Annotated in this window: 19 protein-coding genes and 2 tRNA genes; 20 read left to right on the plus strand and 1 reads right to left on the minus strand. The window is 58.7% G+C overall.

Annotated elements, in window-relative coordinates; all coding sequences use genetic code 11:
- Positions 1-59 precede the first annotated feature (59 nt).
- The 9 genes from hrcA (at position 60) to greA (ending at position 12,837) form a co-directional block, all read left to right on the plus strand.
- The gene (hrcA, locus tag F1529_RS06615) at positions 60-1,109 is read left to right on the plus strand and encodes a heat-inducible transcriptional repressor HrcA (RefSeq protein ID WP_007148673.1); all 1,050 of its coding nucleotides are present in this window, start codon (positions 60-62) and stop codon (positions 1,107-1,109) included.
- Positions 1,110-1,446: 337 nt separating this feature from the next.
- Positions 1,447-2,025 (plus strand): nucleotide exchange factor GrpE, encoded by a 579-nt coding sequence (gene grpE / locus F1529_RS06620; protein ID WP_007148399.1) that lies wholly within the window; start codon positions 1,447-1,449, stop codon positions 2,023-2,025.
- 198 nt (positions 2,026-2,223) lie between these two features.
- Complete coding sequence (dnaK, locus tag F1529_RS06625) at positions 2,224-4,149, plus strand: molecular chaperone DnaK (RefSeq protein ID WP_155133124.1); 1,926 nt, start codon at positions 2,224-2,226, stop codon at positions 4,147-4,149.
- 101 nt (positions 4,150-4,250) lie between these two features.
- Positions 4,251-5,375 carry a molecular chaperone DnaJ gene (gene dnaJ / locus F1529_RS06630; RefSeq protein ID WP_155133127.1) on the plus strand — a complete coding sequence of 375 codons (1,125 nt, stop codon included), beginning with the start codon at positions 4,251-4,253 and terminating at the stop codon, positions 5,373-5,375.
- Between the two features lie 173 nt (positions 5,376-5,548).
- Positions 5,549-6,709: a hypothetical protein gene (locus tag F1529_RS06635; protein ID WP_155133130.1), complete on the plus strand. Its 1,161-nt coding sequence runs from the start codon at positions 5,549-5,551 to the stop codon at positions 6,707-6,709.
- Between the two features lie 111 nt (positions 6,710-6,820).
- Positions 6,821-7,648: a 4-hydroxy-tetrahydrodipicolinate reductase gene (gene dapB, locus F1529_RS06640; RefSeq protein WP_155133133.1), complete on the plus strand. Its 828-nt coding sequence runs from the start codon at positions 6,821-6,823 to the stop codon at positions 7,646-7,648.
- A gap of 207 nt (positions 7,649-7,855) precedes the next feature.
- A complete protein-coding gene (gene carA / locus F1529_RS06645; protein WP_155133136.1) occupies positions 7,856-8,980 on the plus strand; it encodes a glutamine-hydrolyzing carbamoyl-phosphate synthase small subunit in 1,125 nt (374 codons plus the stop codon).
- Between the two features lie 69 nt (positions 8,981-9,049).
- Positions 9,050-12,268 (plus strand): carbamoyl-phosphate synthase large subunit, encoded by a 3,219-nt coding sequence (carB, locus tag F1529_RS06650; RefSeq protein ID WP_155133139.1) that lies wholly within the window; start codon positions 9,050-9,052, stop codon positions 12,266-12,268.
- A gap of 92 nt (positions 12,269-12,360) precedes the next feature.
- On the plus strand, positions 12,361-12,837 hold the full coding sequence (gene greA / locus F1529_RS06655) for a transcription elongation factor GreA (protein ID WP_039926785.1): 477 nt from the start codon (positions 12,361-12,363) through the stop codon (positions 12,835-12,837).
- Positions 12,838-12,946: 109 nt separating this feature from the next.
- On the opposite strand, the gene F1529_RS06660 is transcribed toward greA, so the two are convergent.
- Entirely contained in the window at positions 12,947-13,261 is a 315-nt protein-coding gene (locus tag F1529_RS06660) for a YhbY family RNA-binding protein (protein WP_007151514.1), read from the minus strand.
- A gap of 120 nt (positions 13,262-13,381) precedes the next feature.
- On the opposite strand from F1529_RS06660, the gene rlmE reads away from it, so the two are divergent.
- From rlmE to infB, 11 genes are all read left to right on the plus strand, one after another.
- Entirely contained in the window at positions 13,382-14,008 is a 627-nt protein-coding gene (rlmE, locus tag F1529_RS06665; protein ID WP_007149033.1) for a 23S rRNA (uridine(2552)-2'-O)-methyltransferase RlmE, read from the plus strand.
- A 133-nt stretch (positions 14,009-14,141) separates the two neighbouring features.
- The gene (gene ftsH / locus F1529_RS06670) at positions 14,142-16,055 is read left to right on the plus strand and encodes an ATP-dependent zinc metalloprotease FtsH (RefSeq protein WP_007149868.1); all 1,914 of its coding nucleotides are present in this window, start codon (positions 14,142-14,144) and stop codon (positions 16,053-16,055) included.
- 6 nt (positions 16,056-16,061) lie between these two features.
- Entirely contained in the window at positions 16,062-16,898 is an 837-nt protein-coding gene (gene folP, locus F1529_RS06675) for a dihydropteroate synthase (protein WP_196220434.1), read from the plus strand.
- A gap of 290 nt (positions 16,899-17,188) precedes the next feature.
- Positions 17,189-18,523, plus strand: a complete 1,335-nt coding sequence (glmM, locus tag F1529_RS06680; RefSeq protein WP_155133145.1) for a phosphoglucosamine mutase — start codon at positions 17,189-17,191, stop codon at positions 18,521-18,523.
- Between the two features lie 54 nt (positions 18,524-18,577).
- Positions 18,578-19,321 (plus strand): triose-phosphate isomerase, encoded by a 744-nt coding sequence (tpiA, locus tag F1529_RS06685; RefSeq protein ID WP_155133148.1) that lies wholly within the window; start codon positions 18,578-18,580, stop codon positions 19,319-19,321.
- An 11-nt stretch (positions 19,322-19,332) separates the two neighbouring features.
- Positions 19,333-19,776, plus strand: a complete 444-nt coding sequence (gene secG / locus F1529_RS06690) for a preprotein translocase subunit SecG (protein WP_155133151.1) — start codon at positions 19,333-19,335, stop codon at positions 19,774-19,776.
- Between the two features lie 14 nt (positions 19,777-19,790).
- Positions 19,791-19,876: transfer RNA gene (locus F1529_RS06695), tRNA-Leu, on the plus strand.
- A 210-nt stretch (positions 19,877-20,086) separates the two neighbouring features.
- A tRNA-Met gene (locus F1529_RS06700) sits at positions 20,087-20,163 on the plus strand.
- A gap of 189 nt (positions 20,164-20,352) precedes the next feature.
- Positions 20,353-20,808 carry a ribosome maturation factor RimP gene (gene rimP / locus F1529_RS06705; RefSeq protein WP_007149481.1) on the plus strand — a complete coding sequence of 152 codons (456 nt, stop codon included), beginning with the start codon at positions 20,353-20,355 and terminating at the stop codon, positions 20,806-20,808.
- A gap of 40 nt (positions 20,809-20,848) precedes the next feature.
- Entirely contained in the window at positions 20,849-22,357 is a 1,509-nt protein-coding gene (nusA, locus tag F1529_RS06710; protein WP_155133154.1) for a transcription termination factor NusA, read from the plus strand.
- 62 nt (positions 22,358-22,419) lie between these two features.
- Entirely contained in the window at positions 22,420-25,122 is a 2,703-nt protein-coding gene (gene infB / locus F1529_RS06715) for a translation initiation factor IF-2 (protein WP_007150689.1), read from the plus strand.
- Positions 25,123-25,132 lie beyond the last annotated feature (10 nt).

The following is a 25,132-nucleotide window of genomic DNA, read 5'->3' on the forward strand; positions in this document are numbered from 1 at the left end:
GAAACCCGGCTGCGCTTCTCTATATAATAGGGAGGTGATTTTCTGGTACATATACCCCCATGACAAAGCTGGATCTTAACGAACGTAAACAACGCCTGCTGATGACGCTGGTGGAGCGGCATATCCGTGATGGCCAGCCGGTGGGCTCGAAGACGCTGGCCAGTGGCAGCGGCCTGACGGTGAGCCCGGCCACGGTGCGCAATATCATGTCGGAGCTGGAGGAGCTGGGGGTGCTGAGCAGCCCGCACACCTCGGCGGGGCGTATTCCCACGGAGCTGGGTTATCGCCTGTACGTGGATTCGCTGCTGGCGACCAGTGTTATGGAGCGCCCGGATCACCGGCATCTGAAAAAAGAGCTGCGGCAGATGCTGGCGCCGGAGCAGTCCTCCCAGGAGTTGATCGCCCAGGCCTCAAAAACCCTGGCCGAGCTGACGCGCATGGCCGGGCTGGTGGCGGTCCCGCGACGTGAGGTGTCAACGCTGCGGCAGGTGGAGTTCCTGCCGCTGTCGGGCAAGCGGGTGCTGGTGGTGCTGGTGATTAACCGCTCCGAGGTGCAGAACCGCATTATTCACACCGACCGGGATTACGATGAGGTGGAGTTGCGCCAGGCGGCCAATTACATCAATCACACCTATGCGGGCTGTGACCTGAACAGTATCTGCGATGGTTTGCTGAACACCATGAACGCCGACCGTCAGCAGATGGATGCGCTGATGCAGACGGCGATGGCGGTGGCGGACAAGGCCCTGCGCACCGAGCGGCCCGATTCCGATTATGTGGTCTCCGGGGAGTCCAACCTGATTCAGTCCGCCGAGGCGGAAAACCTGGGCCAGCTGCGAAACCTGTTTGATGCCTTCAATCACAAGCGCGATATCCTGCATCTGCTGGAGCGCTCCATGAAGGCCGACGGGGTGCAGATTTTTATCGGTCGCGAATCCGGCTTCCAGCCGTTCGAGGATTACTCGCTGATTTCCGCGCCCTACAAGGCGGATAATGGCCCGGTGGGTGTGCTGGCGGTGGTCGGCCCCACCCGCATGGACTATGAAAAGGTCATCCCCACCGTGGATATCACTGCCAAGATCCTCTCGGCAGCGCTGACCCAGCTTTAACCCGCTGTAGGAGCGCCAGTTATTCGCTGCGCTCACCCCTTCGGGGCCGTCTTCGACGTTCCTGCGCTTCGCTTGGTGAGGCGCGAAAATGCCGCGTCGAGTTGCGATAAGCGAGTTTTGAAAGGCAAAACCCTCGGTTGGCTCGTCTTCCCGGTTTTTGTGCTCTTTTGGCGCGGCCTCTTGCACCTCAGAAGCTGACCGGGGTATCCCGCGACGCTGTCAATTGCCCACTATCCACTGCCAACTGCCTTCCTCCCCCTTGAATCCCACCCGATAGTTCCCATATCTTTGCCGGCTTTCCTGAGTTAAGGCCCCGTTCGGGGATGTGGAGTGAGTAATGAGTGAGCAGGAAAAAGAACAGAAGGGCGCCGAGCCGGAGCTGGAAACGGTGGAAGAGCAGCAGGCTGCTGCAGACGCCGACGCTGAGCAGGCAGAACCCACCACGGAAGAGAAGCTGGCTGAGGCGGATGCCGAGCTGGCCAAGGTGAAGAAGGCGCTGGCTGAGGCGGATGTGCGTGCCCAGGCAGAAGTCCAGAATGTGCGCAAGCGTGCCGAGCGGGATGTGCAGCATGCCCGCAAGTTTGCCCTGGAGAAGTTCGCCGGCGATCTGCTGAGTGTGGCGGACAACTTGGAGCGCGGCCTGGCGGCACTGGATGCCGAGGACGAGGCCCTGAAAGGCGCCCGTGAAGGTATCGAGCTAACGCTGAAATCCCTGCTGGATGCGTTTGCCCGCTACAACCTGGAGCAGATCGCTCCGGCAGACGAGCCGTTCAACCCGGAATTGCATGAAGCCATGACCATGGTGCCGGTCCCCAATGTGGACCCCAATACTGTGATCGAGGTGCTGGAGAAGGGCTACCAGCTTAATGGCCGTCTGATTCGCCCGGCGCGGGTGGTGGTCAGCAAGGCCCCCTGATGATCAGGGTGGATGCCTGAGGCTGCGGCCCTGGCCCGGTTTCAGCGTCAAAGCCGTTACAAAAGTGACGCACTCAAAATCAAACAGGCTCCCTTGAAATGCCGGCAACGACCGCCATATAGGAGCCAGACGAATTAACAATTCAACTGCCTGGGGTGCCGACAGGGTCCCGGCTGGTGTGAAGGAGATAGAACGACTATGGGTAAGATTATCGGTATCGACCTGGGTACGACCAACAGCTGTGTGGCCGTGCTGGAAGGTGACAAGACCAAGGTTATTGAAAACGCAGAAGGCGCGCGCACTACGCCGTCCATCATCGCCTACACCGACGACAAGGAAACTCTGGTCGGTCAGTCTGCCAAGCGCCAAGCGGTGACCAACCCGGAAAACACCCTGTACGCGGTGAAGCGTCTGATCGGCCGTCGTTTTGAGGACAAGGTGGTTCAGAAGGACATCAAGATGGTGCCCTACAAGATCACCAAGGCTGACAATGGCGATGCCTGGGTTGAAGTGAAAGGCGAGAAAATGGCGCCGCCGCAGATTTCTGCGCAAGTGCTGAAGAAAATGAAGAAGACCGCGGAAGATTACCTGGGTGAAGCCGTCACCGAGGCTGTTATCACCGTGCCGGCTTACTTCAACGATTCCCAGCGTCAGGCTACCAAGGATGCCGGTCGCATCGCGGGCCTGGATGTGAAGCGTATTATCAACGAGCCCACCGCGGCCGCTCTGGCTTATGGCCTCGACAAGAAAGGTGGTGATCGCACCATCGCCGTATATGACCTGGGTGGCGGTACTTTCGATATCTCCATCATCGAAATTGCCGAAGTGGATGGCGAGCACCAGTTTGAAGTGCTGGCCACCAACGGTGACACCTTCCTGGGTGGTGAGGATTTCGACCTGGCACTGATCAACTTCCTGGCGGATCAGTTCAAGGCGGACTCCGGCATCGATCTGGGCGGCGACCCGCTGGCCATGCAGCGCCTGAAAGAAGCGGCCGAGAAAGCCAAGATTGAGCTGTCCTCTGCCGAGCAGACTGAAGTGAACCTGCCGTACATCACTGCAGACAGCACCGGTCCCAAGCACCTGGTGGTGAAAGTGACCCGCGCCAAACTGGAATCCCTGGTGGGTGATCTTGTGAGCCGTTCACTGGAGCCGTGCAAAACCGCGCTGGCCGATGCGGGCGTGAAAACCGCCGATATCACCGACGTGATTCTGGTGGGCGGTCAGACCCGTATGCCGATGGTGCAGAAGAGCGTTACCGAGTTCTTCGGCAAAGAGCCGCGCAAGGACGTGAACCCGGATGAAGCGGTTGCCATGGGTGCAGCGATTCAGGGCGCGGTACTGAGCGGCGACGTGACCGACGTGCTGTTGCTGGACGTGACCCCGCTGACCCTGGGTATTGAAACCATGGGTGGCGTGATGACTCCGCTGATCGAGAAGAACACCACCATCCCGACCAATGCGTCGCAGGTGTTTTCCACCGCGGACGACAACCAGACCGCCGTGACCGTGCATGTGTTGCAGGGCGAACGTAAGCAAGCAGCGCAAAACAAGTCGCTGGGCCAGTTCAATCTGGAAGACATTCCGCCGGCACCGCGCGGCATGCCGCAGATCGAAGTGACCTTCGATATCGATGCCAACGGCATTTTGCATGTGGGCGCGAAAGACAAGGCCACTGGCAAAGAGCAGACCATCCAGATTAAAGCCTCCTCCGGCCTGTCCGACGAGGAAGTGGAACAGATGGTGCAGGATGCAGAAGCGCACGCGGACGAAGACAAGAAGTTCGAAGAGCTGGTGCAGACCCGCAACCAGGCGGACCACCTGGTGCATGCGACTCGCAAGACTCTTGAGGAAGCCGGCGACAAGGCCACCGACGAAGAGAAAGAGTCCATCACCAAGGCTGTGGACGAGCTGGAAGAAGCCGCCAAGGGCAGCGACAAGGACGATATCGAAGCCAAGATCAAGGCGCTGTCCGAAGTGTCTGCACCGCTGGCCGAGAAGATGTACGCCGAGCAGGCCCAGCAGGCTGAAGGTGCTGCCGGCGCCGAAGGCGGCGAGCAGCAGAAAGGCGATGACGTGGTCGATGCCGAGTTCGAAGAAGTCGACGACGACAAGAAGAAGTAAGTAACGCCTGAAGTCTGACGCCGGACGTTGGACGCGGATGCTCTTTGGCTTCTGCGTCTGGCCTCCGGCGTTGGGCGTCTGGCTAAGCCAAAGGCTTATCTATGTCCAAACGTGATTATTACGAAGTGCTGGGTGCGGCGAAGGATGCCAGCGCGCAGGATTTGAAGAAGGCTTATCGTCGCCTGGCGATGAAATACCATCCGGACCGTAATCCGGATGATGAAGAGGCGCTGGCCAAATTCAAGGAAGCGAAAGAAGCCTACGAAGTGCTGGCCGATGAGCAGAAGCGTGCGGCCTATGACCAGTTCGGCCATGCCGGCGTTAACGGTCAGGGTGGTGCCGGTGCTGGCGGCGGCTTCGGCGGCGGTGGTTTTGGTGACATCTTCGGCGATATCTTTGGCGACATCTTTGGTGGCGGCGGCGGACGTCGTGGCTCTGCCCGCGGTGCAGACCTGCGTTATACGCTGGAGCTGACCCTGGAGCAGGCCGTGCGCGGCTGCGATGAAAAGATCCGTATCCCCACCTGGGATGGCTGTGATGTCTGTCATGGCACTGGTGCCAAAGAAGGCAGTCAGCCGGTAGCGTGTACCACCTGTGGTGGCGTCGGTCAGGTGCGCATGCAGCAGGGGTTCTTTACCGTGCAGCAGGCGTGTCCCACCTGTAAGGGTGAAGGCAAGATCATCAAGGATCCCTGTGGTAACTGCGGTGGCCAGGGCCGGGTGCAGAACACCAAGACCCTGTCGGTGAAGATTCCGGCGGGCGTGGATACCGGTGACCGCATCCGTCTTGCCGGTGAAGGCGAGGCGGGCATGCATGGTGCGCCGTCCGGCGACTTGTATGTTCAGGTGGCCGTGCGTGAGCACGACATCTTCCAGCGCGATGGTGACAACCTGTTCTGCGAAGTGCCGATCAGTTTTGTCGATGCCTCGCTCGGTGGTGAGCTGGATGTGCCCACCCTCAATGGCAAGGTGAAGCTGAAAGTGCCGGCGGAAACCCAGAGCGGAAAAGTCTTCCGTCTGCGTGGCAAGGGTGTGGCGCCGGTTCGTGGCGGTGCGCCGGGTGACCTGCTCTGCAAGGTGGTCATCGAGACCCCGGTGAAGCTGTCCGGTGAGCAGAAAGAGTTGTTGCGCAAATTCCAGGAGTCCCTGGAGAGTGGCGGTAACCGCCACAACCCACGCAAGAGCAGCTGGTTCGAAGGCGTTAAACGGTTTTTCGATACCAAGTAAGCGTTCTGGTCCGCTTAAAAAAGCCCGGCATGAGAAATCATGCCGGGCTTTTTTGTGGTCGTGTGCCGCGCACCGCGGCCCTCAGCCAATAGTATGGAATTTGATCAGGTTCATTGCCGCTGTGAACAGCCTTGCGATATTGTGCATAAAAACAACAATAATCAGAGGCAAATATGAGTTCACGGCGACTGGCGTGTGTGCTGGGGGCGGTGTTGTGCTGTGCACCTGTCCTTGCGGTGTGCGCACCGGTGGATCAGGCCTACGAGCGCGTCCGCGCTACCTTTTCCCAGAAGGCGCCGTTGGTGCCGAACCCGCAAGTGTTGCATGCCGACTGGCAGCCTGCGCCTTTCGACCCGGCTCCTTATACCTTCACGGTGGAAGAAATCCGCGCCAACTGGAATCAGTTTATGCGTGGGCTGCGCCTGCCGTACCCCTCGGCCGGTTACCTGCAGGCCCGCTATCAGCGCTTCCCGAATTTGTATCGGGATCTGCGTTATCAGGATGACGACTGGGAGCAGCATAGCCGCAATGTGCTGGAAGTTTGGCAGGCTTTTTTTCGGGGTGATTTTCGCCACGCCCGGGATCTTGGGCGTCGCTACGGCGGCTACGCCCGGGTGCCGGCGGTGGTGGCGCAAATTGTGTATGCCACCTATCTGGCGCCCACTCATGAGCAGAAGCAGCAGCTGTTGCAGGAAGCCATCAATGACATGGCCTGGTTTGGTGAAAACATGGCGGTGTTGCCCGGTGACAAGGCGCTGACTGCGGATTACTGCATGATGCGGCTGGGGTTTGGCTATGCGGTGGCGCGGCTGGCAGAAGATGAGTCCGTGCCGGCCACCTTGCAACGCAATTACGCCGCCATGGTGATCAATGCGGCCACGGAAATGCTGGCGGTGGCGCCGGATCACCCGTTGGCGTTGTCGTTGAGTGCGGCGTTTGAGGCCAACGTGCTGCGCCGGGTGGGAAAAACGGCGGGCAAACTGACGCTGGCGGCGGACAGTAATGATGCCATTCAGCCGTTCGAGACCGCACTCAGGCAAGAAAAGGATCTGGCGATTGTCCGCTATGAATACGCTAACAGTCTGCTTTATACCTATCAGGAAGAGGCGCTGAAACCAGCGTTGGCCCAGTTGCAGGTGGCGGCCCAGCTGCCTGCGGGTTTTTCCATGGAGTGGCTCGACCGCGCCTATGCCCGCAAGCGGTTACAGGAGGTGTTGGCCTGGCGTGATAGCGGCATGAGCTTCAAGCGCTTCGACCGAAAGCGGCGCAAGTTTATGCTCAAGGAAAACACCAATCTCTACGCGGTGACCCTGCCGCCCTTTCTGGTAGAATAATCCGCTTGATGCCGGACGCCAGAGGCCTGGCGCTTTACCCGTTCCTGTCCGGGGCGGGTGGGGCGTGAGGCCTCTGGCGTTCGCCGTCCCGCTTTTAATCAAGGAGACACCATGAAAGTAGGTATTATCGGCGCCGCCGGTCGCATGGGCCGTATTCTGATCGAGGCGACGCTGGCCAACCCGGATACGAGGCTGGCGGCGGCGGTGGATGTGCCCGGCTCCAGCCTGATCGGTGCGGATGCTGGTGAGCTGGTGGGCCAGGGCAGTAGTGGTGTGTTGCTGGCGGATGATTTGAGCAAGGTGGTGAACGATGCGGATGTGTTCATCGACTTCACTGTGCCGGAAGCCACGGTAAAGAATCTTGAGGTCTGTCGCGCGGCGGGTACCAAGCTTGTGATCGGCACCACCGGGCTGGATGATGCCCAGAAAGCGGCCCTGCGCGCCGCCAGTGACGATATCGCCATCTGCTTTGCGCCGAATTATTCCATCGGGGTGAACCTGTGCTTCAAGCTGCTGGAAACCGCGGCCCAGATCATGGGTGATGAAGTGGATATCGAAGTGATCGAGGCTCATCACCGGCACAAGATCGATGCGCCGTCTGGCACGGCGCTGCGCATGGGCGAAGTGGTCGCCCAGACCCTGGGGCGTGACCTGAACGAGTGTGCTGTGTACGGCCGCGAAGGTCGCACCGGCGAGCGTGAGCGCCACACCATCGGTTTCGAGACCATTCGCGCTGGCGATATCGTCGGCGACCACACGGTGATGTTCGCGGCGGAAGGCGAGCGCGTGGAAATTACCCACAAGGCCTCCAGCCGTATGTCGTTCGGCCGTGGCGCGGTGCGGGCAGCAGCCTGGCTGGGCAGCCATGACAAGGGCCTGTTCGACATGCAGGATGTGCTCGGGCTGGCCGGGGAAAGCGCCGGTTGGGGCAAGGCCTAGCCGACTGCCAGGCCTGCCACTGGTCTATCATCGGGATTGCCGCGTGACAGCGGGGCCACAAAGCCCTAAAATAGCGCGCAGCCCGTGATGGGCGTGCGGGGCGCCGAATGAAGAATTTAGAAAAAGCGAGGTGGAGGAATCCATCTCGCTTTTTTGCGAGCGCACCCGCCGCAGATCTCCCTATTCCCTATCAGCCTGGAGGTTGCGTTGACGGTTCCCGCCATTCTCGCTCTTGAAGACGGAAGCATCTTTCGGGGTGTTGCAATCGGTGCCACGGGTGAAACCGTGGGTGAGGTGGTGTTTAACACCGCCATGACTGGCTATCAGGAAATCCTGACGGATCCTTCCTATGCCAAACAGATTGTAACCCTTACCTATCCGCATATTGGTAACACTGGCGTCACTGCCGAGGACGAAGAGTCCTCCCGAATCTGGGCCTCGGGCCTGGTGATTCGTGATCTGGCCATGACAGTGAGCAACTGGCGTAGTGAGCAAACTCTTCCGGACTACCTGCGTGAGCGCAACATCGTTGCCATCGCCGATATCGACACTCGCCGCCTGACACGCATTCTGCGTGACAAGGGTGCCCAGAATGGTTGCATTCTGGCCGGCGACAATGTGGATGAAGCGCAGGCGCTGGCGGCGGCCAAGGGGTTTCCCGGCCTGAAAGGCATGGACCTGGCCAAGGAAGTGACCGTTGCCGAGCCCTACAGCTGGACCGAGTCCACCTGGGACCTTGAGAAAGGTCATACCGAACAGGGCGAGACCCGCTTTCATGTGGTGGCCTACGATTACGGCGTCAAGCGCAACATCCTGCGCATGCTGGCCGAGCGTGGCTGCAAGCTCACCGTGGTGCCGGCCCAGACGCCCGCGTCCGAGGTGCTGGCCATGAAGCCGGACGGTGTCTTCCTGTCCAACGGCCCGGGTGACCCGGAGCCTTGCGACTATGCCATCGCCGCGATCCAGGAGATCGTTGCCACCGGGTTGCCGGTGTTCGGTATCTGCCTGGGTCATCAATTGCTGGCACTGGCCAGTGGTGCCAAGTCCATGAAGATGGCTACTGGCCATCATGGCGCCAACCACCCGGTGAAAACCCTGGCGGATGACACGGTGATGATCACCAGCCAGAACCACGGTTTCGCGGTGGATATCGATACCTTGCCGGACAACCTGAAAGTGACCCACGTGTCACTGTTTGACGGCACCTTGCAGGGCATCGAGCGCACCGATGTGCCGGCCTTCAGCTTCCAGGGGCACCCGGAAGCGAGCCCGGGGCCGCGAGACTGCGCGCCGCTGTTCGATCATTTCATCGAGCTCATGCAAGCAAAATAAGCGTCCGACGTCCGACGTTCCACGTCTGACGCCCTGGCAATTGAAATTAACGTCTGACGGTTAGTGACTATGCCGAAAAGAAGTGATTTAAAAAGCATCCTCATTATTGGCGCTGGCCCGATTGTGATCGGCCAGGCCTGTGAGTTTGACTACTCCGGTGCGCAGGCGTGTAAGGCGCTGCGGGAAGAGGGTTTCCGGGTCATCCTGGTGAACTCCAACCCGGCCACCATCATGACCGATCCGGCCATGGCGGATGCGACCTACATCGAGCCGATTACCTGGCAGACCGTGGCCAAGATCATCGAGAAGGAGCGCCCGGACGCGCTGCTGCCCACCATGGGTGGCCAGACCGCACTGAACTGTGCCCTGGACCTGGACCACAATGGGGTGCTGAAAGAGTTTGGCGTGGAAATGATCGGCGCCACTGAAGATGCCATCGACAAGGCGGAAGATCGCTCTCGCTTTGACAAGGCCATGAAAGCCATCGGCCTGGAATGTCCGCGTTCTGCCATTGCCCATAACATGGAAGAAGCCAGCGCGGCCCTGGAAGACCTGGGTTTTCCCTGCATTATCCGCCCCAGTTTCACCATGGGTGGCTCCGGCGGTGGTGTTGCGTATAACCGGGAAGAATTCGAGGAAATCTGCCAGCGTGGTCTGGACCTGTCGCCCACCAACGAGTTGTTGATCGACGAGTCCCTGCTGGGCTGGAAAGAATACGAGATGGAAGTGGTCCGTGACAAAAAGGACAACTGCATCATCGTCTGTTCCATCGAGAACTTTGACCCCATGGGCGTGCATACTGGTGACTCCATCACCGTGGCGCCGGCGCAGACGCTCACCGATAAAGAGCTGCAGATCATGCGCGACGCCTCTCTGGCGGTGCTGCGTGAAATTGGCGTGGAAACCGGTGGTTCCAACGTGCAGTTCGGCATCAACCCGGACAACGGTCGCATGGTGGTGATCGAGATGAACCCGCGGGTGAGCCGTTCCTCGGCGCTGGCCTCCAAGGCCACTGGCTTCCCGATCGCCAAGGTGGCTGCCAAGCTGGCGGTGGGTTACACCCTGGATGAGCTGCAGAATGAGATCACCGGTGGCAAGACCCCGGCCTCCTTCGAGCCGTCCATCGATTACGTGGTTACCAAGATCCCGCGCTTCAACTTCGAGAAGTTTGCTGAAGCGGATGCGGTGCTGACCACCCAGATGAAGTCCGTGGGTGAAGTGATGGCCATTGGCCGTAACTTCCAGGAATCGGTACAGAAAGCGCTGCGTGGTCTGGAAACCGAGTCCATCGGTTTTGATCCCCATGTGGACCCGGCGGCGCCGGATGCCCGTGAGCAGGTGGCGCAGTTGCTGTCCACGCCGGGCCCGGAGCGCATCTGGATTGTTGGCGATGCGTTCCGTGTCGGTATGACCGTGGACGACGTGTTCAACATCACCAAGATCGATCGCTGGTACCTGGTACAGATCGAAGATTTGATTCGTGCCGAGCAACAGCTGGCCGACAGCACTTTCAGCGGCCTGACCCGCGACAGTCTGTATGCGCTCAAGCGCAAGGGCTTTTCCGATGCCCGCCTGGCGCAGTTGCTGGGCGTGAAGGAAGCGGATGTACGTGGCAAGCGTGAAGAGCTGGGTGTGCTGCCGATCTACAAGCGGGTGGATACCTGCGCGGCGGAATTCGCCACGGATACGGCCTACATGTACTCCAGCTACGATGAAGAGTGTGAGGCCAATCCCACCGACCGTGACAAGATCATGGTCATCGGTGGTGGCCCCAACCGGATCGGCCAGGGTATCGAGTTCGATTACTGCTGTGTGCACGCGGCGTTTGCCATGAAGGACGACGGTTACGAAGCCATCATGGTCAACTGTAACCCGGAAACCGTGTCCACCGATTACGATACCTCCGATCGCCTGTACTTCGAGCCGATTACGCTGGAAGACGTGCTGGCCATTGTGGCGAAAGAAAAACCCAAGGGTGTGATCGTCCAGTACGGCGGGCAGACCCCGTTGAAGCTGGCCCGTGCCCTGCAGGCTGCCGGCGTGCCCATTATTGGCACCCCGCCGGATGCCATTGACGAAGCGGAAGATCGCGAGCGCTTCCAGCAGATGGTCAACAAGCTTGGCCTGAAGCAGCCGCCCAATCGCACCGCCCGTTCCATGGAAGATGGTGTGCGTCTGGCGGAAGAAATCGGTTATCCGCTGGTGGTGCGTCCTTCCTATGTGTTGGGTGGTCGCGCCATGGAGATCGTGTACAGCGAAGCAGAACTGCGTAACTACATGATGAATGCCGTGTCGGTGTCCAATGATTCGCCGGTGCTGCTGGATCGCTTCCTGGACGATGCCATCGAAGTGGATGTGGATGCGGTGTGTGACGGTACCGATGTGGTTATCGGTGGCATCATGCAGCACATCGAACAGGCCGGCGTGCACTCCGGTGACTCCGCCTGCTCCCTGCCGCCGTACTCGCTGGATGACGATGTCCAGGACGTGATGCGTCAGCAGGCTGCCGATATGGCGCTGGAGCTGGGTGTGGTCGGTTTGATGAATGTGCAGTTCGCCGTGAAAAGCGGTGAGGTGTATGTGCTGGAAGTGAATCCGCGCGCCTCCCGGACAGTGCCGTATGTGTCCAAGTGTATTGGCGTGTCTCTGGCGAAAGTGGCCGCCCGCTGTATGGCAGGCACCAGTCTCAAGGAACAAGGCTTCACCAAAGAGGTCAAACCGCAGCACTATTTTGTGAAAGAAGCGGTGTTCCCGTTCGCCAAATTCCCGAAAGTTGATCCGATCCTGGGCCCGGAAATGAAATCTACCGGGGAAGTCATGGGTGTGGGAGCGACTTTCGCGGAAGCCTTTGGCAAGGCATCCCTGGGTGCCGGCGAAAAGCTGCCGGAATCCGGTACGGCCTTTATTTCCGTGCGTGAAGTGGACAAGCCGGCGTCTGTGGAAGTGGCTCGCATGCTGATCGAGCGCGGCTTCAGTCTGGTTGCCACCAAAGGCACCGCCAAGGTGCTGGGTGAGGCTGGTCTTGAAGTGAAGGTGGTGAACAAGGTGCTGGAAGGGCGTCCGCATATTGTGGACATGATCAAGAACGACCAAATCGCCCTGATCGTGAACACCACTGAAGGCAAGCAGGCGACCCGTGATTCGTTCGCGATTCGTCGCTCGGCGCTGCAGCACAAGGTGTTCTACACCACTACCATCGCGGCCGCCCATGCGGTGTGTCAGGCGCTGGGGATCAGTGGTGAACCCACGGTTCGTCGCTTGCAGGACCTGCACGCAGAAATGAAATAAATCGTCGTCGGGAGCGCTCGGAGCAGAGTGCTCCGGGCGGTTCCGTTAACAGCGCCTGTTATTTGCGCCTGTTAAAAGATACGAGGATAACTATGCAACGTGTACCGATGACCGCCAAGGGTGCCAAAGCCCTGCGCGAGGAACTGGAAAAACTGAAAAAAGAAGATCGCCCGCGTATTTCTGCTGCGATTGCAGAAGCCCGTGAGCACGGCGACTTGAAAGAAAATGCCGAATATCACGCTGCCCGCGAACAGCAGGGGTTTTGTGAAGGCCGCATTGGCGATATCGAAGGCAAGCTTTCCAATGCGCAGATCATCGATATTCAGACTATCGAAAATACCGGCAAGGTGATTTTCGGTGTGACCGTGACCATCATTGATGTGGATACGGACGAAACCAAGGTCTACCAGATCGTGGGTGACGACGAAGCCAACATCAAGGAAGGCAAGCTGAGTGTGAACTCACCGATTGCCCGCGGTTTGATTGGCCGTGAAGAAGGTGATGTGGTGCAGATCGATACTCCCGGTGGTACCCGTGAGTACGAAGTCGATCAGGTGGAGCATATCTAGACGTTTGCATGCGTCATGCTTGCACGCAGCACGCAAAAAAGGCGACGTTAAACGTCGCCTTTTTTATGTCTTCGCGTGTTGCGTGTAGCCTGCCAGCGTGGGGCGGTTCTCAAGCGTTCTGATAACGCAGGATATTCGACAGTTTGGCGCTGGGCTTTTGGGCCGGGCGGTAGAGCAGGGCGATGTTGCCGATGCGCTGGATCAGCTCGGCGCTGCCTTTCTCGGTCAAGGCTTGCACAATGGCGGCGCGGTCGTCGCGGGTTTCTGCGTTGACCTTCACCTTGATCAACTCGTGATCTTCCAGGCGCAGGTTGAGCTCTTCCACGAAGTTGTCGCTGAGTCCCTTGTCGCCAAAGATCAGAACGGGTTTCAGGTGGTGACCAATACGGCGTAACCGTTTGATGTCCTGGGTAGATAGCGGCACGGTGTAGCTCCAGAAAGGGTTGCTGTGCGCGTATTCTACGTATTACCCGGCCGAAAAGCAGCCGTCATGTGGGTTAGTCATGAGGGTTTGCGAGTACAGAGAATTCAGGAGAGAGGGGCCATGGCGAAGTCCAGCCGTTCCAAGACCAGCAAGGCCTGGTTGAAAGAACATTTCAACGACCCGTGGGTGGCCAAGGCCCAGGAGCAGGGCTACCGCTCCCGGGCCAGTTTCAAGCTGCTGGAAATGCATGAAAAGGACCGCTTGTTCCGCCCGGGAATGACGGTGCTGGATCTTGGCGCCGCGCCGGGGGGCTGGAGCCAGGTGGCGGGCCAGCTGATCGGCGGCAAGGGGACGGTCATTGCCAGTGACATCCTTGCCATGGATGCCCTGCCGGATGTGACCTTCATTGAGGGGGACTTCCGTGAGGATGCTATCTATGAGCAAATTCTTGCTTCTCTGGGGGATCGGCGGGCAGACCTTGTAATGTCCGACATGGCCCCCAATATGAGTGGTAATAGCGCGGTGGATCAGCCGCGGGCCATGTATCTGGCAGAGTTAGCGCTGGATATGGCTGAGCGGGTGCTGGAACCGGATGGCCTGTTTCTGGTCAAGGTATTCCAGGGTGAGGGGTTTGAAGACTACCGCAAGGCGCTGCAAAGCCGTTTCAAGCGCGTGGTCAGCCGCAAGCCGGCGGCAAGCCGGGCTCGCTCCACAGAGGTCTATCAGTTGGGTTTTGGCCTGAAATAGGCGGTGAAAAGCCGTAAAATGGCTATATTCCTGTCCGAACCGGCATTACGTTGCTTCTGGCAAATGGTGTAAGGTGTAAGTTCGTTAGTGTGCGCGTGAGCGCCCGGATTAATCGAGGTCTCCCTTGAACGACATGACCAAGAATATTGTGCTGTGGCTGGTGATTGCCGGCGTCCTGTACGTGGTGGCATCCAGTCTCAGTACCCAGCCTGCAACCACCGATGTGCCCTATTCCACCTTTATTTCACGGGTAGAAGACGGCAAGGTGCAGGAAGCGAAAATCGGCGAAAGCACGATTACCGGGACCTATTCGGATGGTGGCCAGTTCCGCACGGTGAAACCGCCGACCCTGGACACCAACCTGATGCCCACCCTGATTCAGAACGACGTCAATGTGGTGGGGCTGGAGCCTCAGCGTCAGGGTTTCCTGACCCAGTTGTTCCTGTCCGTACTGCCGATTCTGTTGATCCTGGCCATCTTCATTTTCTTCATGCGCCAGATGCAGGGCGGCGGTCGTGGCGGCGGTGGCCCCATGACGTTCGGCAAGTCCAAGGCCAAACTGCTGGGCGAAGACCAGATCAAGACTACCTTCGCCGATGTGGCGGGGGTGGAAGAAGCCAAGGAAGAAGTGCAGGAGCTGGTCGAATTCCTGCGTGACCCGGCCAAGTTCCAGCGTCTGGGTGGCAAGATTCCCCGCGGTGTATTGATGGTGGGCTCGCCGGGTACCGGTAAGACCCTGCTGGCCAAGGCCATTGCGGGCGAGGCCAAGGTGCCGTTCTTCAGTATTTCCGGTTCTGACTTTGTGGAGATGTTTGTGGGTGTTGGCGCTAGCCGGGTCCGCGACATGTTCGAGCAGGCCAAGAAGCATTCTCCGTGCATCATCTTTATTGACGAGATTGATGCGGTGGGTCGCTCCCGTGGTGCCGGTGTCGGTGGTGGTCACGATGAGCGTGAGCAAACGCTCAACCAGTTACTGGTAGAGATGGACGGCTTTGATGGCAACGAAGGGATTATCGTCATTGCCGCGACGAACCGTCCGGACGTGCTGGACCCGGCGCTGCTGCGCCCCGGCCGTTTCGACCGTCAGGTAACCGTGCCGCTGCCGGATATCCGTGGCCGTGAGCACGTGCTCAAGGTGCACATGCGCCAGGTGCCGATTTCGGATGACGTGGAGCCAGCGTTGATTGCGCGGGGTACGCCCGGTTTCTCCGGTGCGGACCTGGCCAATCTGGTCAACGAAGCTGCATTGTTCGCCGCTCGCGCCAACAAGCGCATGGTGTCCATGGAAGAGTTCGAAAAAGCCAAGGACAAGATCCTGATGGGCGCCGAGCGTCGCTCCATGGTGATGAGCGAGAAAGAGAAGCTGAATACGGCGTATCACGAGGCGGGTCACGCCATTGTTGGTCGTTTGGTGCCCGAGCATGACCCAGTCTACAAGGTGAGCATCATTCCGCGCGGGCGCGCGCTGGGTGTGACCATGTATTTGCCGGAAGAAGATCGCTATTCCCAGTCCAAGCGCGGCCTGGAATCCTCCATCTGTTCGCTCTACGGTGGCCGTCTGGCTGAGGAAATGACGTTGGGCTTTGATGGCGTCACCACTGGTGCTTCCAACGATATCGAGCGTGCCACCAAGCTGGCCCGCGCCATGGTCACCAAGTGGGGTCTGAGCGAGAAACTGGGGCCGCTGGCCTACGAGGAAGAAGAGGGCGAGGTCTTCCTGGGCAAACAGATGTCTCAACGCAAGAGCATGTCCGAGCAGACCGCTGAAGAGATTGACCGTGAAGTGCGGGCGATCATCGACAGCTGCTATGGCCGTGCCAAGCAGATTCTCGAAGACAATCGCGACAAGCTCGATCTCATGGCGGACGCGTTGATGCAGTACGAAACTATCGACGCTAATCAGATCGAGGACATCATGGGCGGCCACAAGCCGCGGCCGCCGAAAGACTGGCGTGACCAAGGCCCGGGTAACGGTGCCGCCGCCTCTGGCGATGGCGATCAGCCGTCCGGTGACGACCCCATTGGTGGGCCTGCCAACACGCACTGATTCATGATGCATCCAACAACGCTTAGCTGTGGGGCGCGGACACTAAACCTGTCCGCGCCTGTCGTTATGGGGATCCTCAATGTGACCCCCGACTCCTTTTCCGATGGTGGTCGTTACACCGAGCGTGATGCGGCGCTGCGCCAGGCGGAGCAGATGCTGCGTGACGGCGCCGCGATTCTGGATGTGGGTGGTGAGTCCACTCGCCCGGGCGCGGCGGCCGTGTCCGAGCAGGAAGAGCTGGACCGGGTGGTGCCCATTGTCGAGGCCTTGAGTAATGAGCTGGGTGCGCTGGTGTCCGTGGATACCAGTACGGCAGCCGTGATCCGTGACAGCGCTGAGGCCGGCGCCGGCCTTATCAATGACGTGCGCTCCTTGCGTCGCCCCGGCGCGATGCAGGCGGCCGCCGCCAGTCAGCTCCCGGTTTGCCTGATGCATATGCTGGGCGAGCCCGGCAGCATGCAGGATAATCCCCGCTACGATGATGTGACTGCCGAGGTGGTGGCGTTTCTGCGTGAGCAGGTTGCCGCCTGTGAGCAGGCGGGGATTCCTCGCGAGCGGTTGTTGGTGGATCCGGGGTTTGGTTTCGCGAAAACCGTGCAGCACAATTTGCAGCTTATGCAGGAAATGGCTGAGTTGCAGGCGTTGGCGTTGCCGATTTTAATCGGTGTATCGCGTAAATCCCTGTTCGGTAAAGTGCTTGATCGGGATGTCAGTGAACGATTGCCCGGCAGCCTGGCGGCTGCCGTTATGTGTGTGGAGCGCGGCGCGATGATCGTGCGTGCCCACGATGTCAAAGAAACCGTGGATGTGGTGCGTTTTGCCCATGCGGTGAGGGCCTGTTAACACTACCGAGATGACACCTGTTAAGCCCCAAAGGCCGTCAATCTAGGCATGAGGAGTGAAGTTTGGTGGCTCCAAATGAGTGACGAATAACGACGAGTGGCGGCTTTTGGGGCTTAACCCGAAGGGCTGGTTCCTTTTTCCGCCCAGCAGAGCCATCCGCTGTTTATGTAGAATGACTACACGGTACACCGGCTGACACCACTGGACGAAAAAATGCATCCAGCAGGCGTTATCTCGGTAGTGTTAACAGGCCCTGGGGAATCACAGAGAGAATCGCAAAAGGAGTTGTCATGACGCGCAAATATTTCGGCACTGATGGGGTGCGGGGCACGGTGGGCGAATTTCCTATTACGCCGGATTTTGTGCTCAAGCTGGGCTGGGCCGCGGGCAAGGTGCTGGCCGCGCGGGGCGGCAGCAAGATCTTGATCGGCAAGGACACCCGTATTTCCGGTTATATGTTCGAATCAGCCCTGGAAGCCGGTATTTCCGCGGCCGGGGTGGATGTGCGCCTGCTGGGGCCGTTGCCCACGCCGGGGATTGCCTATTTGACCCGTACCCTGTCGGCCCAGGCCGGTATCGTGATTTCTGCCTCCCACAATCCTTATACCGATAACGGTATCAAGTTTTTCGGGGCGGATGGCCGCAAGCTCAATGACGAGATCGAACTGGAAATTGAACGTCTTCTGGACGAAGAGATCTCCGTGGTGTCCACGGACCAGATCGGCAAGGTGCGCCGCATTGATGATGCCCGGGGGCGCTACATCGAGTTTTGCAAAAGCACAGTGCCGGGGCTGGATCTCAGCGGCATGAAAATTGTGGTGGATACCGCTAATGGCGCCGCTTATCACATCGCCCCGGACGTGTTTGAAGAGTTGGGCGCCACCGTGGTGCCCCTGGCCAACCAGCCCGACGGTTTCAATATTAATCGCGATTGCGGCTCCACCCATCCGGAAGCGCTGCAGCGCAGGGTGCTGGAAGAAAAGGCCGACCTGGGTGTGGCGCTGGACGGCGATGCAGACCGGCTGTTGATGGTGGATCATGCCGGCAAGCTGGTGGATGGTGACCAGCTGCTGTTCGTGGTGGCCCGTGACCGCAAGGATAATGGTGCGGACATGCCGGGTGTGGTCGGGACGCTTATGTCCAATTTTGGTCTGGAGCTGGCGCTGGAAGCCGAAGGTATCGAATTCGTGCGTGCCAAAGTGGGCGATCGGTACGTCATGGAGCAGCTGGACAAGCGCGGCTGGAGCATCGGCGGTGAGTCCTCGGGGCATCTGGTGTGTCTGGATTGCACCTCCACCGGGGACGGCACCGTGTCAGCCCTGCAGGTGCTGGCTGCCCTGTCCCGTCGCAAGCAGGGCCTGGCCGAGGCGGTGGCCGATGTGGCCATGCTGCCCCAGCAAATGATTAATGTGCGCGGGCCCAACCGGGATGGATTTATGCAGCACCCGGATGTGCAGGTGGCGATGGCCAGTGTCGAAGAGCGCCTGGCAGGCAACGGCCGTGTGCTCTTGCGGCCTTCCGGCACCGAGCCATTGGTGCGGGTGATGATAGAAGGTAAAGACGGCGATCAGGTGGCGGCGCTCTGCCGCGAGCTGGCCGATGTGGTTGAAAAAGCCATTGCGTGACCGCGGTTGCGGTACGGCTGATTGGCGCAAGAAAAGACTTCAAGGAATCCAACAATGAAAAGAACCCCTCTGGTTGCCGGTAACTGGAAGATGAATGGCGGGCAATCTCTGGTGGCGTCCATGGCGACAGCCCTGGCGGAGTATCAGGGCGTGGCGGACGTGGTCGTCTGCCCGCCGTTTCCCTATCTGGCGTCTGCCCGCGAGCAGCTGCCGGCGGCCATCGGGCTTGGGGCGCAGAATGTCAGTGATCAGGCGGAGGGTGCCTTCACGGGTGAAGTGGCTGCGTCCATGTTGGCCGAAGCCGGTTGTGGCTATGTGATTATTGGGCATTCCGAGCGCCGGGCTTTGTATGCGGAAAGCGATGCACAAATTGCCGACAAATTTGCCCAGGTGCAGGCGGCGGGTCTGATTCCCGTCTTGTGTGTGGGAGAAACCCTGGCAGAGCGGGAAGCGGGCAACACGGATGTCGTGGTCTGCGGCCAGCTGCAGGCAGTGGTGGATGCCGTGGGCGTCGCGGCGTTTGCCCGGGCAGTGGTTGCCTATGAGCCGGTCTGGGCCATTGGTACAGGCAAGACAGCCAGCCCGGAACAGGCCCAGGCGGTGCATGCCCGTTTGCGCCAGTCTTTGGCAGAAAACGACCCGGATATCGCTCAATCGCTGCGGTTGCTTTACGGCGGCAGCGTAAAGGCGGATAATGCCGCCCTTCTATTTGCCCAGTCAGACATCGATGGGGGTCTGATCGGTGGGGCATCGTTAACAGCCGACAGCTTTATTGCGATCTGTCAGGCGGCGGAATAATTAGAGACGTTATGGATATTGTTGTTCATGTAGTGCACGTGCTGGCGGCCCTCGGGCTGATTGGTCTGGTGCTGATTCAGCACGGCAAAGGCGCGGATGCCGGTGCCTCCTTTGGTGGCGGCGGTTCGCAGACGGTATTCGGGAGCGCCGGTTCGGCAAACTTCCTGACCCGTGCCACGGCGGTACTGGCGGCGGTTTTCTTCGTCACCAGCCTGGTGCTGGCCTGGATGGCGCGTCAGGAAGCGGATAGCACTCGCAGTTTCCTGCCGGAGCTGGAGACCGTTGAGCATCAGGATGTTCCTGTCGTTGACGAGCCTCAGTCCGACGTGCCCGCGGGCATGACGGAAGTGCCTGTGGCGCCAGAAGCCAATGAAGGGCAAAAAGAAGTTTCGGATGTACCTCAAGCTGAGGTAGAATCCCCGGCCCCGGCTGACGTGCCTCAGCCGGAGCAGTAAGTTAAGCGTTCTTTGCCGAAGTGGTGGAATTGGTAGACACGCTATCTTGAGGGGGTAGTGAGCTTCGCTCGTGCCGGTTCAAGTCCGGCCTTCGGCACCAATTAGGGAACGTTTTGCTGGTGAGTGTTGTCAGTGAAACGTGTGAGAAAGATCGGCGAATTGGCCGCTTTTTTTCAGGATCAGCCTTTGCGCTGGTCAGCATCAGGTTCTGTGGCTTTTCCTGATGCTAAGGCTTCGAAAAATAAATACTTTTTTCGATAATGCCTTGACAGAGTGGGCGCCTCTAAGTACTATTTGCGCTCGATTTTGATGCGGGGTGGAGCAGTCTGGTAGCTCGTCGGGCTCATAACCCGAAGGTCGTAGGTTCAAATCCTGCCCCCGCTACCACTTAGATGAACCAGAAAAACATCTCTGGTTCAAAGCGGACAAAAAGCCCCTCTAGCAGGGGCTTTTTGTTATCCGCAAACCGACCCGGTTAGTGGGAATGGGCGGTGGATACACGGTCGTTGTGCGGCAAAGCTGCAATCGCTGTGACATCCTCGGGCCCATTTTTTGTTTGTACCGTCGGAAAGTTTTATGTCAAAACGCACGGAACAATTAACGGAGCTGCTGGCTCCGGTAGTGGAAGATCTGGGCTTCGTGCTCTGGGGTGTTGAATACATCCAGGGGCGCGGGGCTGTTTTGCGTGTGTTTATTGACCATGCAGACGGTATCTCGGTAGATAATTGCGCGGCCGTGAGTCACGAAGTCAGCGGCGTGCTGGATGTGGAAGATCCGATTTCCGGTGAATATAACCTTGAGGTGTCTTCACCGGGCATGGATCGGCCCATGTTCGAAATTGCGCAGTATGTCGATTACATCGGTGAAGATGTCCAGCTCAAGCTGCTGGCGCCGGTAAGCGGCAAGCGCAAAATGACGGCGGCCATTGTGGCCGTGGATGGCGATACGCTGGTGGTTGAGCTGGATGGCGAAACCTTGCGTGTTCCTTACAGTCAGGTAGATCGTGCCCGGTTGCAGCCTCGCTTCGACTGAGCACGCCCTGAAGAACTTTAGTCTTTGTAAAGGCCTGGCCATGAACAAAGAGATCCTGCTGGTAGCGGAAACAGTATCAAACGAGAAAGGTGTAAGCCGGGACGTAATCTTCGAGGCCATTGAACTGGCACTCGCGGCGGCCACCAAGAAACGTTTCAAGCAAGAAGACGTAGAGATTCGTGTGGATATTGACCGGGTGTCCGGCAATGCCAGGAGCTTCCGTGTGTGGCACGTGGTGCCGGACGAGGAACTCTACGAATTTGGCAAGCAGCTGACTCTGGATGAAGCGCACGAGCAGGATACGTCGCTGCAGATCGGTGATATCTGGGAAGAGGAAGTTGAATCCGAAGCCTTTGGTCGTATCGCTGCACAGACTGCCAAGCAGGTTATCGTACAGAAGGTACGTGAAGCCGAGCGCCGTCAGATTGTTGAAGAATACCGTGATCGCATCGGCGATCTGGTCAGTGGCACGGTGAAAAAAGCCAGCCGCGATTCCATTATTCTGGATCTCGGTGGCAATGCTGAAGCGCTGATTACCCGCGAGCACATGATCCCGCGTGAAGCCGTTCGCCAGAACGATCGCATTCGTGCCTATCTGTTGGGCGTGAATGAAGAGAACCGGGGCCCGCAGCTGTTCGCCAGCCGTGCTTGCCCGGACATGCTGATCGAGTTGTTCAAGATTGAAGTGCCGGAGATCGGTGAAGAGCTGATCGAAATCAAGGGCGCCGCCCGTGATCCCGGCTCCCGCGCCAAGATTGCCGTGAAGACCAATGATCAGCGTATCGATCCGGTGGGTGCCTGTGTGGGCATGCGCGGCGCGCGTGTTCAAGCAGTGTCCAATGAGTTGGCCGGCGAGCGTATTGATATCGTCCTGTGGGACGACAACCCGGCGCAGCTGGTGATCAACGCCATGCAGCCGGCGGAAGTGGCCTCCATCGTGATGGATGAAGAAAGCCATTCCATGGATATCGCCGTGGAAGACGAATCTGCGCTGGCTCAGGCCATTGGTCGCAGCGGGCAGAACATTCGTCTGGCTTCCGAGCTGACCGGCTGGGAACTCAACGTCATGACTATTGATGACGCTGAAACCAAGCAGGAAGAAGAAGCGGAACAGGCCCTGCAGACGTTCATCAATGAGCTGGACGTGGACGAAGACGTGGCCGGAGTGCTGGTTGATGAAGGTTTCTCTACCCTCGAAGAAGTGGCCTATGTGCCTGAGGAAGAGATGCTGGCCATCGACGGATTTGATGAAGAGATCGTTGAGCTGTTGCGCCAGCGGGCCAAAGACGCGCTGCTGACCAAGGCCCTGGTCTCTGAAGAGAAGTTTGAACAGGCCGAGCCTGCGGAAGACCTTCTGAATATGGAAGGTATGGACCGTGAGCTGGCCGTTGAATTGGCTTCCCGTGGCATTGTCACGATGGAAGACCTCGCCGAACAGGCGGTGGATGACCTGCTGGAAATTGAAGGCCTGAGCGAAGAGCGTGCAGCCGAGTTGATCATGACTGCACGGGCGCCCTGGTTTGAAGGCGAAGACGAAGCCGGGGCATAACCGCCTCTTTTCAGGCTGATCAAGCAGGCACCATCAGAGACGGACAGGAGAGTGTTGCTGACATGGCAGAAACGACCGTAAAGAAACTGGCCGACATCGTAGGGACGCCCGTCGAGAAGCTGCTTACGCAGATGAAAGACGCAGGGTTGCCCCATGGCGATGCCAGCGAAGTGGTCTCCGATGAACAGAAGCAGCAGCTACTGGCGCATCTGCGCAAGTCTCATGGTGCCCAGGACGAAAGCAGTGGAAAGAAAATTACGCTGAAGCGTAAATCCACCAGCACCATCAAGACCACCGGCGCTGCCGGCAAGTCCAAGACCGTGAACGTGGAGGTCCGCAAGAAGCGTACCTACGTGAAACGCGATGTGCTGGAAGCGGAAGAGCGTGAAGAAGCAGAACGCCTGGCGGCTGAAGAAGCTGCGCGTGCTGCGGAAGAAGAGAAACGCGCGGCAGAAGAGGCCGCGAAACGTGCTGCGGATGATGAAGCGGCACGCTTGAAGGAAGACGAAGCCCGCGCCAAGGCTGAGCAGGAACGCAAGGCTGCCGGCGAAAAAGCGGCGGAAGAAAAGAGTAAGCGCGTTTCTGTGCCAAAGGTTTCTGCAACCAAGAAACCGGCCAAGGAAGAAACGCCGGAAGAAAAAGCCAAGCGCGAAGAAGCCGAGCGCAAACAGCGTGAAGCTGACGAAGCCAAGCGCAAGCAGGAAGCGGAAGCTCGCAAGAAAGCGGAAGAAGAAGCGGCTCGCCGCACGGCTGAAGAAGCGGCCCGCATTGCGGCTGAGCTGGAACAGCGTGGTGAGCAGGAAGAGAAGAAGCCTGCTGCGGAAGACGAAAAGGACAAGGGTTCGTCCATCGTTAATGCTGCCCAGGAAGCCAGCTACCAGCGTGAAGAGCGTCAGTCTCGCCGTCGTCGTCGCAAGCCCAAGGTTGCGGGTGTTGTGCACGGCAAGATGAAGAGCTCCATGAACAAGCAGCATGGCTTTAAAACGCCGACGGAGAAGAAAATCTACGAAGTCGAAGTTCCAGATACTATTACTGTGACCGACCTGGCCCAGCGTATGAACGTCAAGGCCAAGTCGCTGATCAAGTCCCTGATGAAGATGGGCGAGATGGTCACGGTTAATCAGCCGATCGATCAGGAAACCGCCTTCCTGCTGGTGGAAGAAATGGGGCACAAACCCATTGCCAGCAAAGGGCAGGAAGAGCTGCTTGAAGATCATCTGGCCGCGGATCTGGTTACCCGTGACAGCGTGGATTCCGAGCACCGTGCGCCGGTTGTTACCATCATGGGCCACGTGGACCACGGTAAGACTTCCCTGCTGGACTATATCCGTAAAGCCAAGGTGGCAAGCGGTGAAGCGGGCGGCATTACCCAGCACATTGGTGCGTACCACGTTGAGCACGAGAAGGGCATGATTACCTTCCTCGATACTCCTGGTCACGCGGCCTTTACCGCCATGCGTGCCCGTGGTGCCAAAGCGACCGATATCGTGGTGATTGTGGTGGCGGCCGATGACGGCCTGATGCCGCAAACCGAAGAAGCGATCAACCACGCGAAAGCATCCGGTGCGCCGATCATTATTGCGGTCAACAAGATCGATAAAGAGCAGGCGGATCCTGATCGTGTGCGTAACGAGATGGCGACCAAGGATGTGATCCCGGAAGAGTGGGGTGGCGAGTACCAGTTCATCAATGTGTCGGCTCATACGGGCCAAGGCATCGATGACCTGCTGGATGCCATTCTGCTGCAATCTGAATTGCTGGAGCTGCAGGCTCAGGCGTCTGGTTCAGCCACCGGTGTGGTCATTGAATCCCGTATCGAGAAAGGTCGCGGTACCGTTGCTTCCATTCTGGTTCAGGGTGGTGAGCTGCAGATCGGTGACATGCTGCTGGCCGGTGCCCACTTTGGCCGTGTGCGGGCGATGATCGATGAGAATGGTCAGCCAATCAAAAAAGCCGGCCCGTCTATTCCGCTGGAAGTGTTGGGCCTGAATGGCGCACCGGAAGCCGGTGAGCAGATCCAGGTTGTAACCGACGAGCGTAAGGCGCGGGAAGTGGCCGAGTTCCGTCAGGAACGTGACCGTGAGCTCAAGCTCAAGCGTCAACAGGCATCCAAGCTGGAAAACCTGTTTGAAAATATGGGCAGCGCAGAAACCAAAACCGTCAACATCGTGTTGAAGACCGATGTGCGTGGTTCACTGGAAGCGTTGACCAGTGCCCTGAATGATCTGGGCACCGATGAAGTGAAGGTAAATCTGGTCTCCAGCGGCGTGGGTGCGATCAACGAATCCGACGTTAACCTGGCCATGACCAGTGAAGGTGTGTTGCTGGGCTTTAACGTTCGTGCAGATTCCAAGGCCAAGAAAACCTGCGAGCAGGAAGGCATTGATCTGCGCTACTACAGCGTGATCTATGAGCTGATTGATGACGTGAAGCAAGCCATGAGTGGTTTGCTGGCGCCGGAAAAACGCGAAGAGATCCTTGGTGTGGCTCAGGTGCGCGACGTGTTCCGTTCTTCCAAATTCGGTGCGGTTGCCGGTTGTATGGTGGTGGAAGGTACGCTGTACCGGAACCGTCCGATCCGCGTTCTGCGCGACGATGTAGTGGTCTTCGAAGGCGAGCTGGAATCCCTGCGTCGCTTCAAGGACGATGTGCCTGAAGTGCGTAACGGCATGGAGTGTGGCATCGCGGTGAAGAGCTACAACGACGTGAAAGAAGGCGACAAGATCGAAGTCTTCGAAGTGAAGGAGGTGGCGCGCTTCCTGTAAAGGAGTGTGC

Source organism: Alcanivorax sp. VBW004, assembly GCF_009718865.1.
GTDB lineage: Bacteria > Pseudomonadota > Gammaproteobacteria > Pseudomonadales > Alcanivoracaceae > Alcanivorax.

Excerpts from the sequence above, each read along its gene's own strand:
- nusA (WP_155133154.1), top strand. The coding sequence starts at position 20,849 with ATGAACAAAGAGATCCTGCTGGTAGCGGAAACAGTATCAAACGAGAAA.
- hrcA (WP_007148673.1), top strand. The coding sequence starts at position 60 with ATGACAAAGCTGGATCTTAACGAACGTAAACAACGCCTGCTGATGACG.
- tpiA (WP_155133148.1), top strand. The coding sequence starts at position 18,578 with ATGAAAAGAACCCCTCTGGTTGCCGGTAACTGGAAGATGAATGGCGGG.
- secG (WP_155133151.1), top strand. The coding sequence starts at position 19,333 with ATGGATATTGTTGTTCATGTAGTGCACGTGCTGGCGGCCCTCGGGCTG.
- ftsH (WP_007149868.1), top strand. The coding sequence starts at position 14,142 with ATGACCAAGAATATTGTGCTGTGGCTGGTGATTGCCGGCGTCCTGTAC.
- greA (WP_039926785.1), top strand. The coding sequence starts at position 12,361 with ATGCAACGTGTACCGATGACCGCCAAGGGTGCCAAAGCCCTGCGCGAG.
- carB (WP_155133139.1), top strand. The coding sequence starts at position 9,050 with ATGCCGAAAAGAAGTGATTTAAAAAGCATCCTCATTATTGGCGCTGGC.
- F1529_RS06635 (WP_155133130.1), top strand. The coding sequence starts at position 5,549 with ATGAGTTCACGGCGACTGGCGTGTGTGCTGGGGGCGGTGTTGTGCTGT.
- rlmE (WP_007149033.1), top strand. The coding sequence starts at position 13,382 with ATGGCGAAGTCCAGCCGTTCCAAGACCAGCAAGGCCTGGTTGAAAGAA.
- glmM (WP_155133145.1), top strand. The coding sequence starts at position 17,189 with ATGACGCGCAAATATTTCGGCACTGATGGGGTGCGGGGCACGGTGGGC.
- dnaJ (WP_155133127.1), top strand. The coding sequence starts at position 4,251 with ATGTCCAAACGTGATTATTACGAAGTGCTGGGTGCGGCGAAGGATGCC.
- rimP (WP_007149481.1), top strand. The coding sequence starts at position 20,353 with ATGTCAAAACGCACGGAACAATTAACGGAGCTGCTGGCTCCGGTAGTG.
- dnaK (WP_155133124.1), top strand. The coding sequence starts at position 2,224 with ATGGGTAAGATTATCGGTATCGACCTGGGTACGACCAACAGCTGTGTG.
- grpE (WP_007148399.1), top strand. The coding sequence starts at position 1,447 with ATGAGTGAGCAGGAAAAAGAACAGAAGGGCGCCGAGCCGGAGCTGGAA.
- dapB (WP_155133133.1), top strand. The coding sequence starts at position 6,821 with ATGAAAGTAGGTATTATCGGCGCCGCCGGTCGCATGGGCCGTATTCTG.
- infB (WP_007150689.1), top strand. The coding sequence starts at position 22,420 with ATGGCAGAAACGACCGTAAAGAAACTGGCCGACATCGTAGGGACGCCC.
- folP (WP_196220434.1), top strand. The coding sequence starts at position 16,062 with ATGCATCCAACAACGCTTAGCTGTGGGGCGCGGACACTAAACCTGTCC.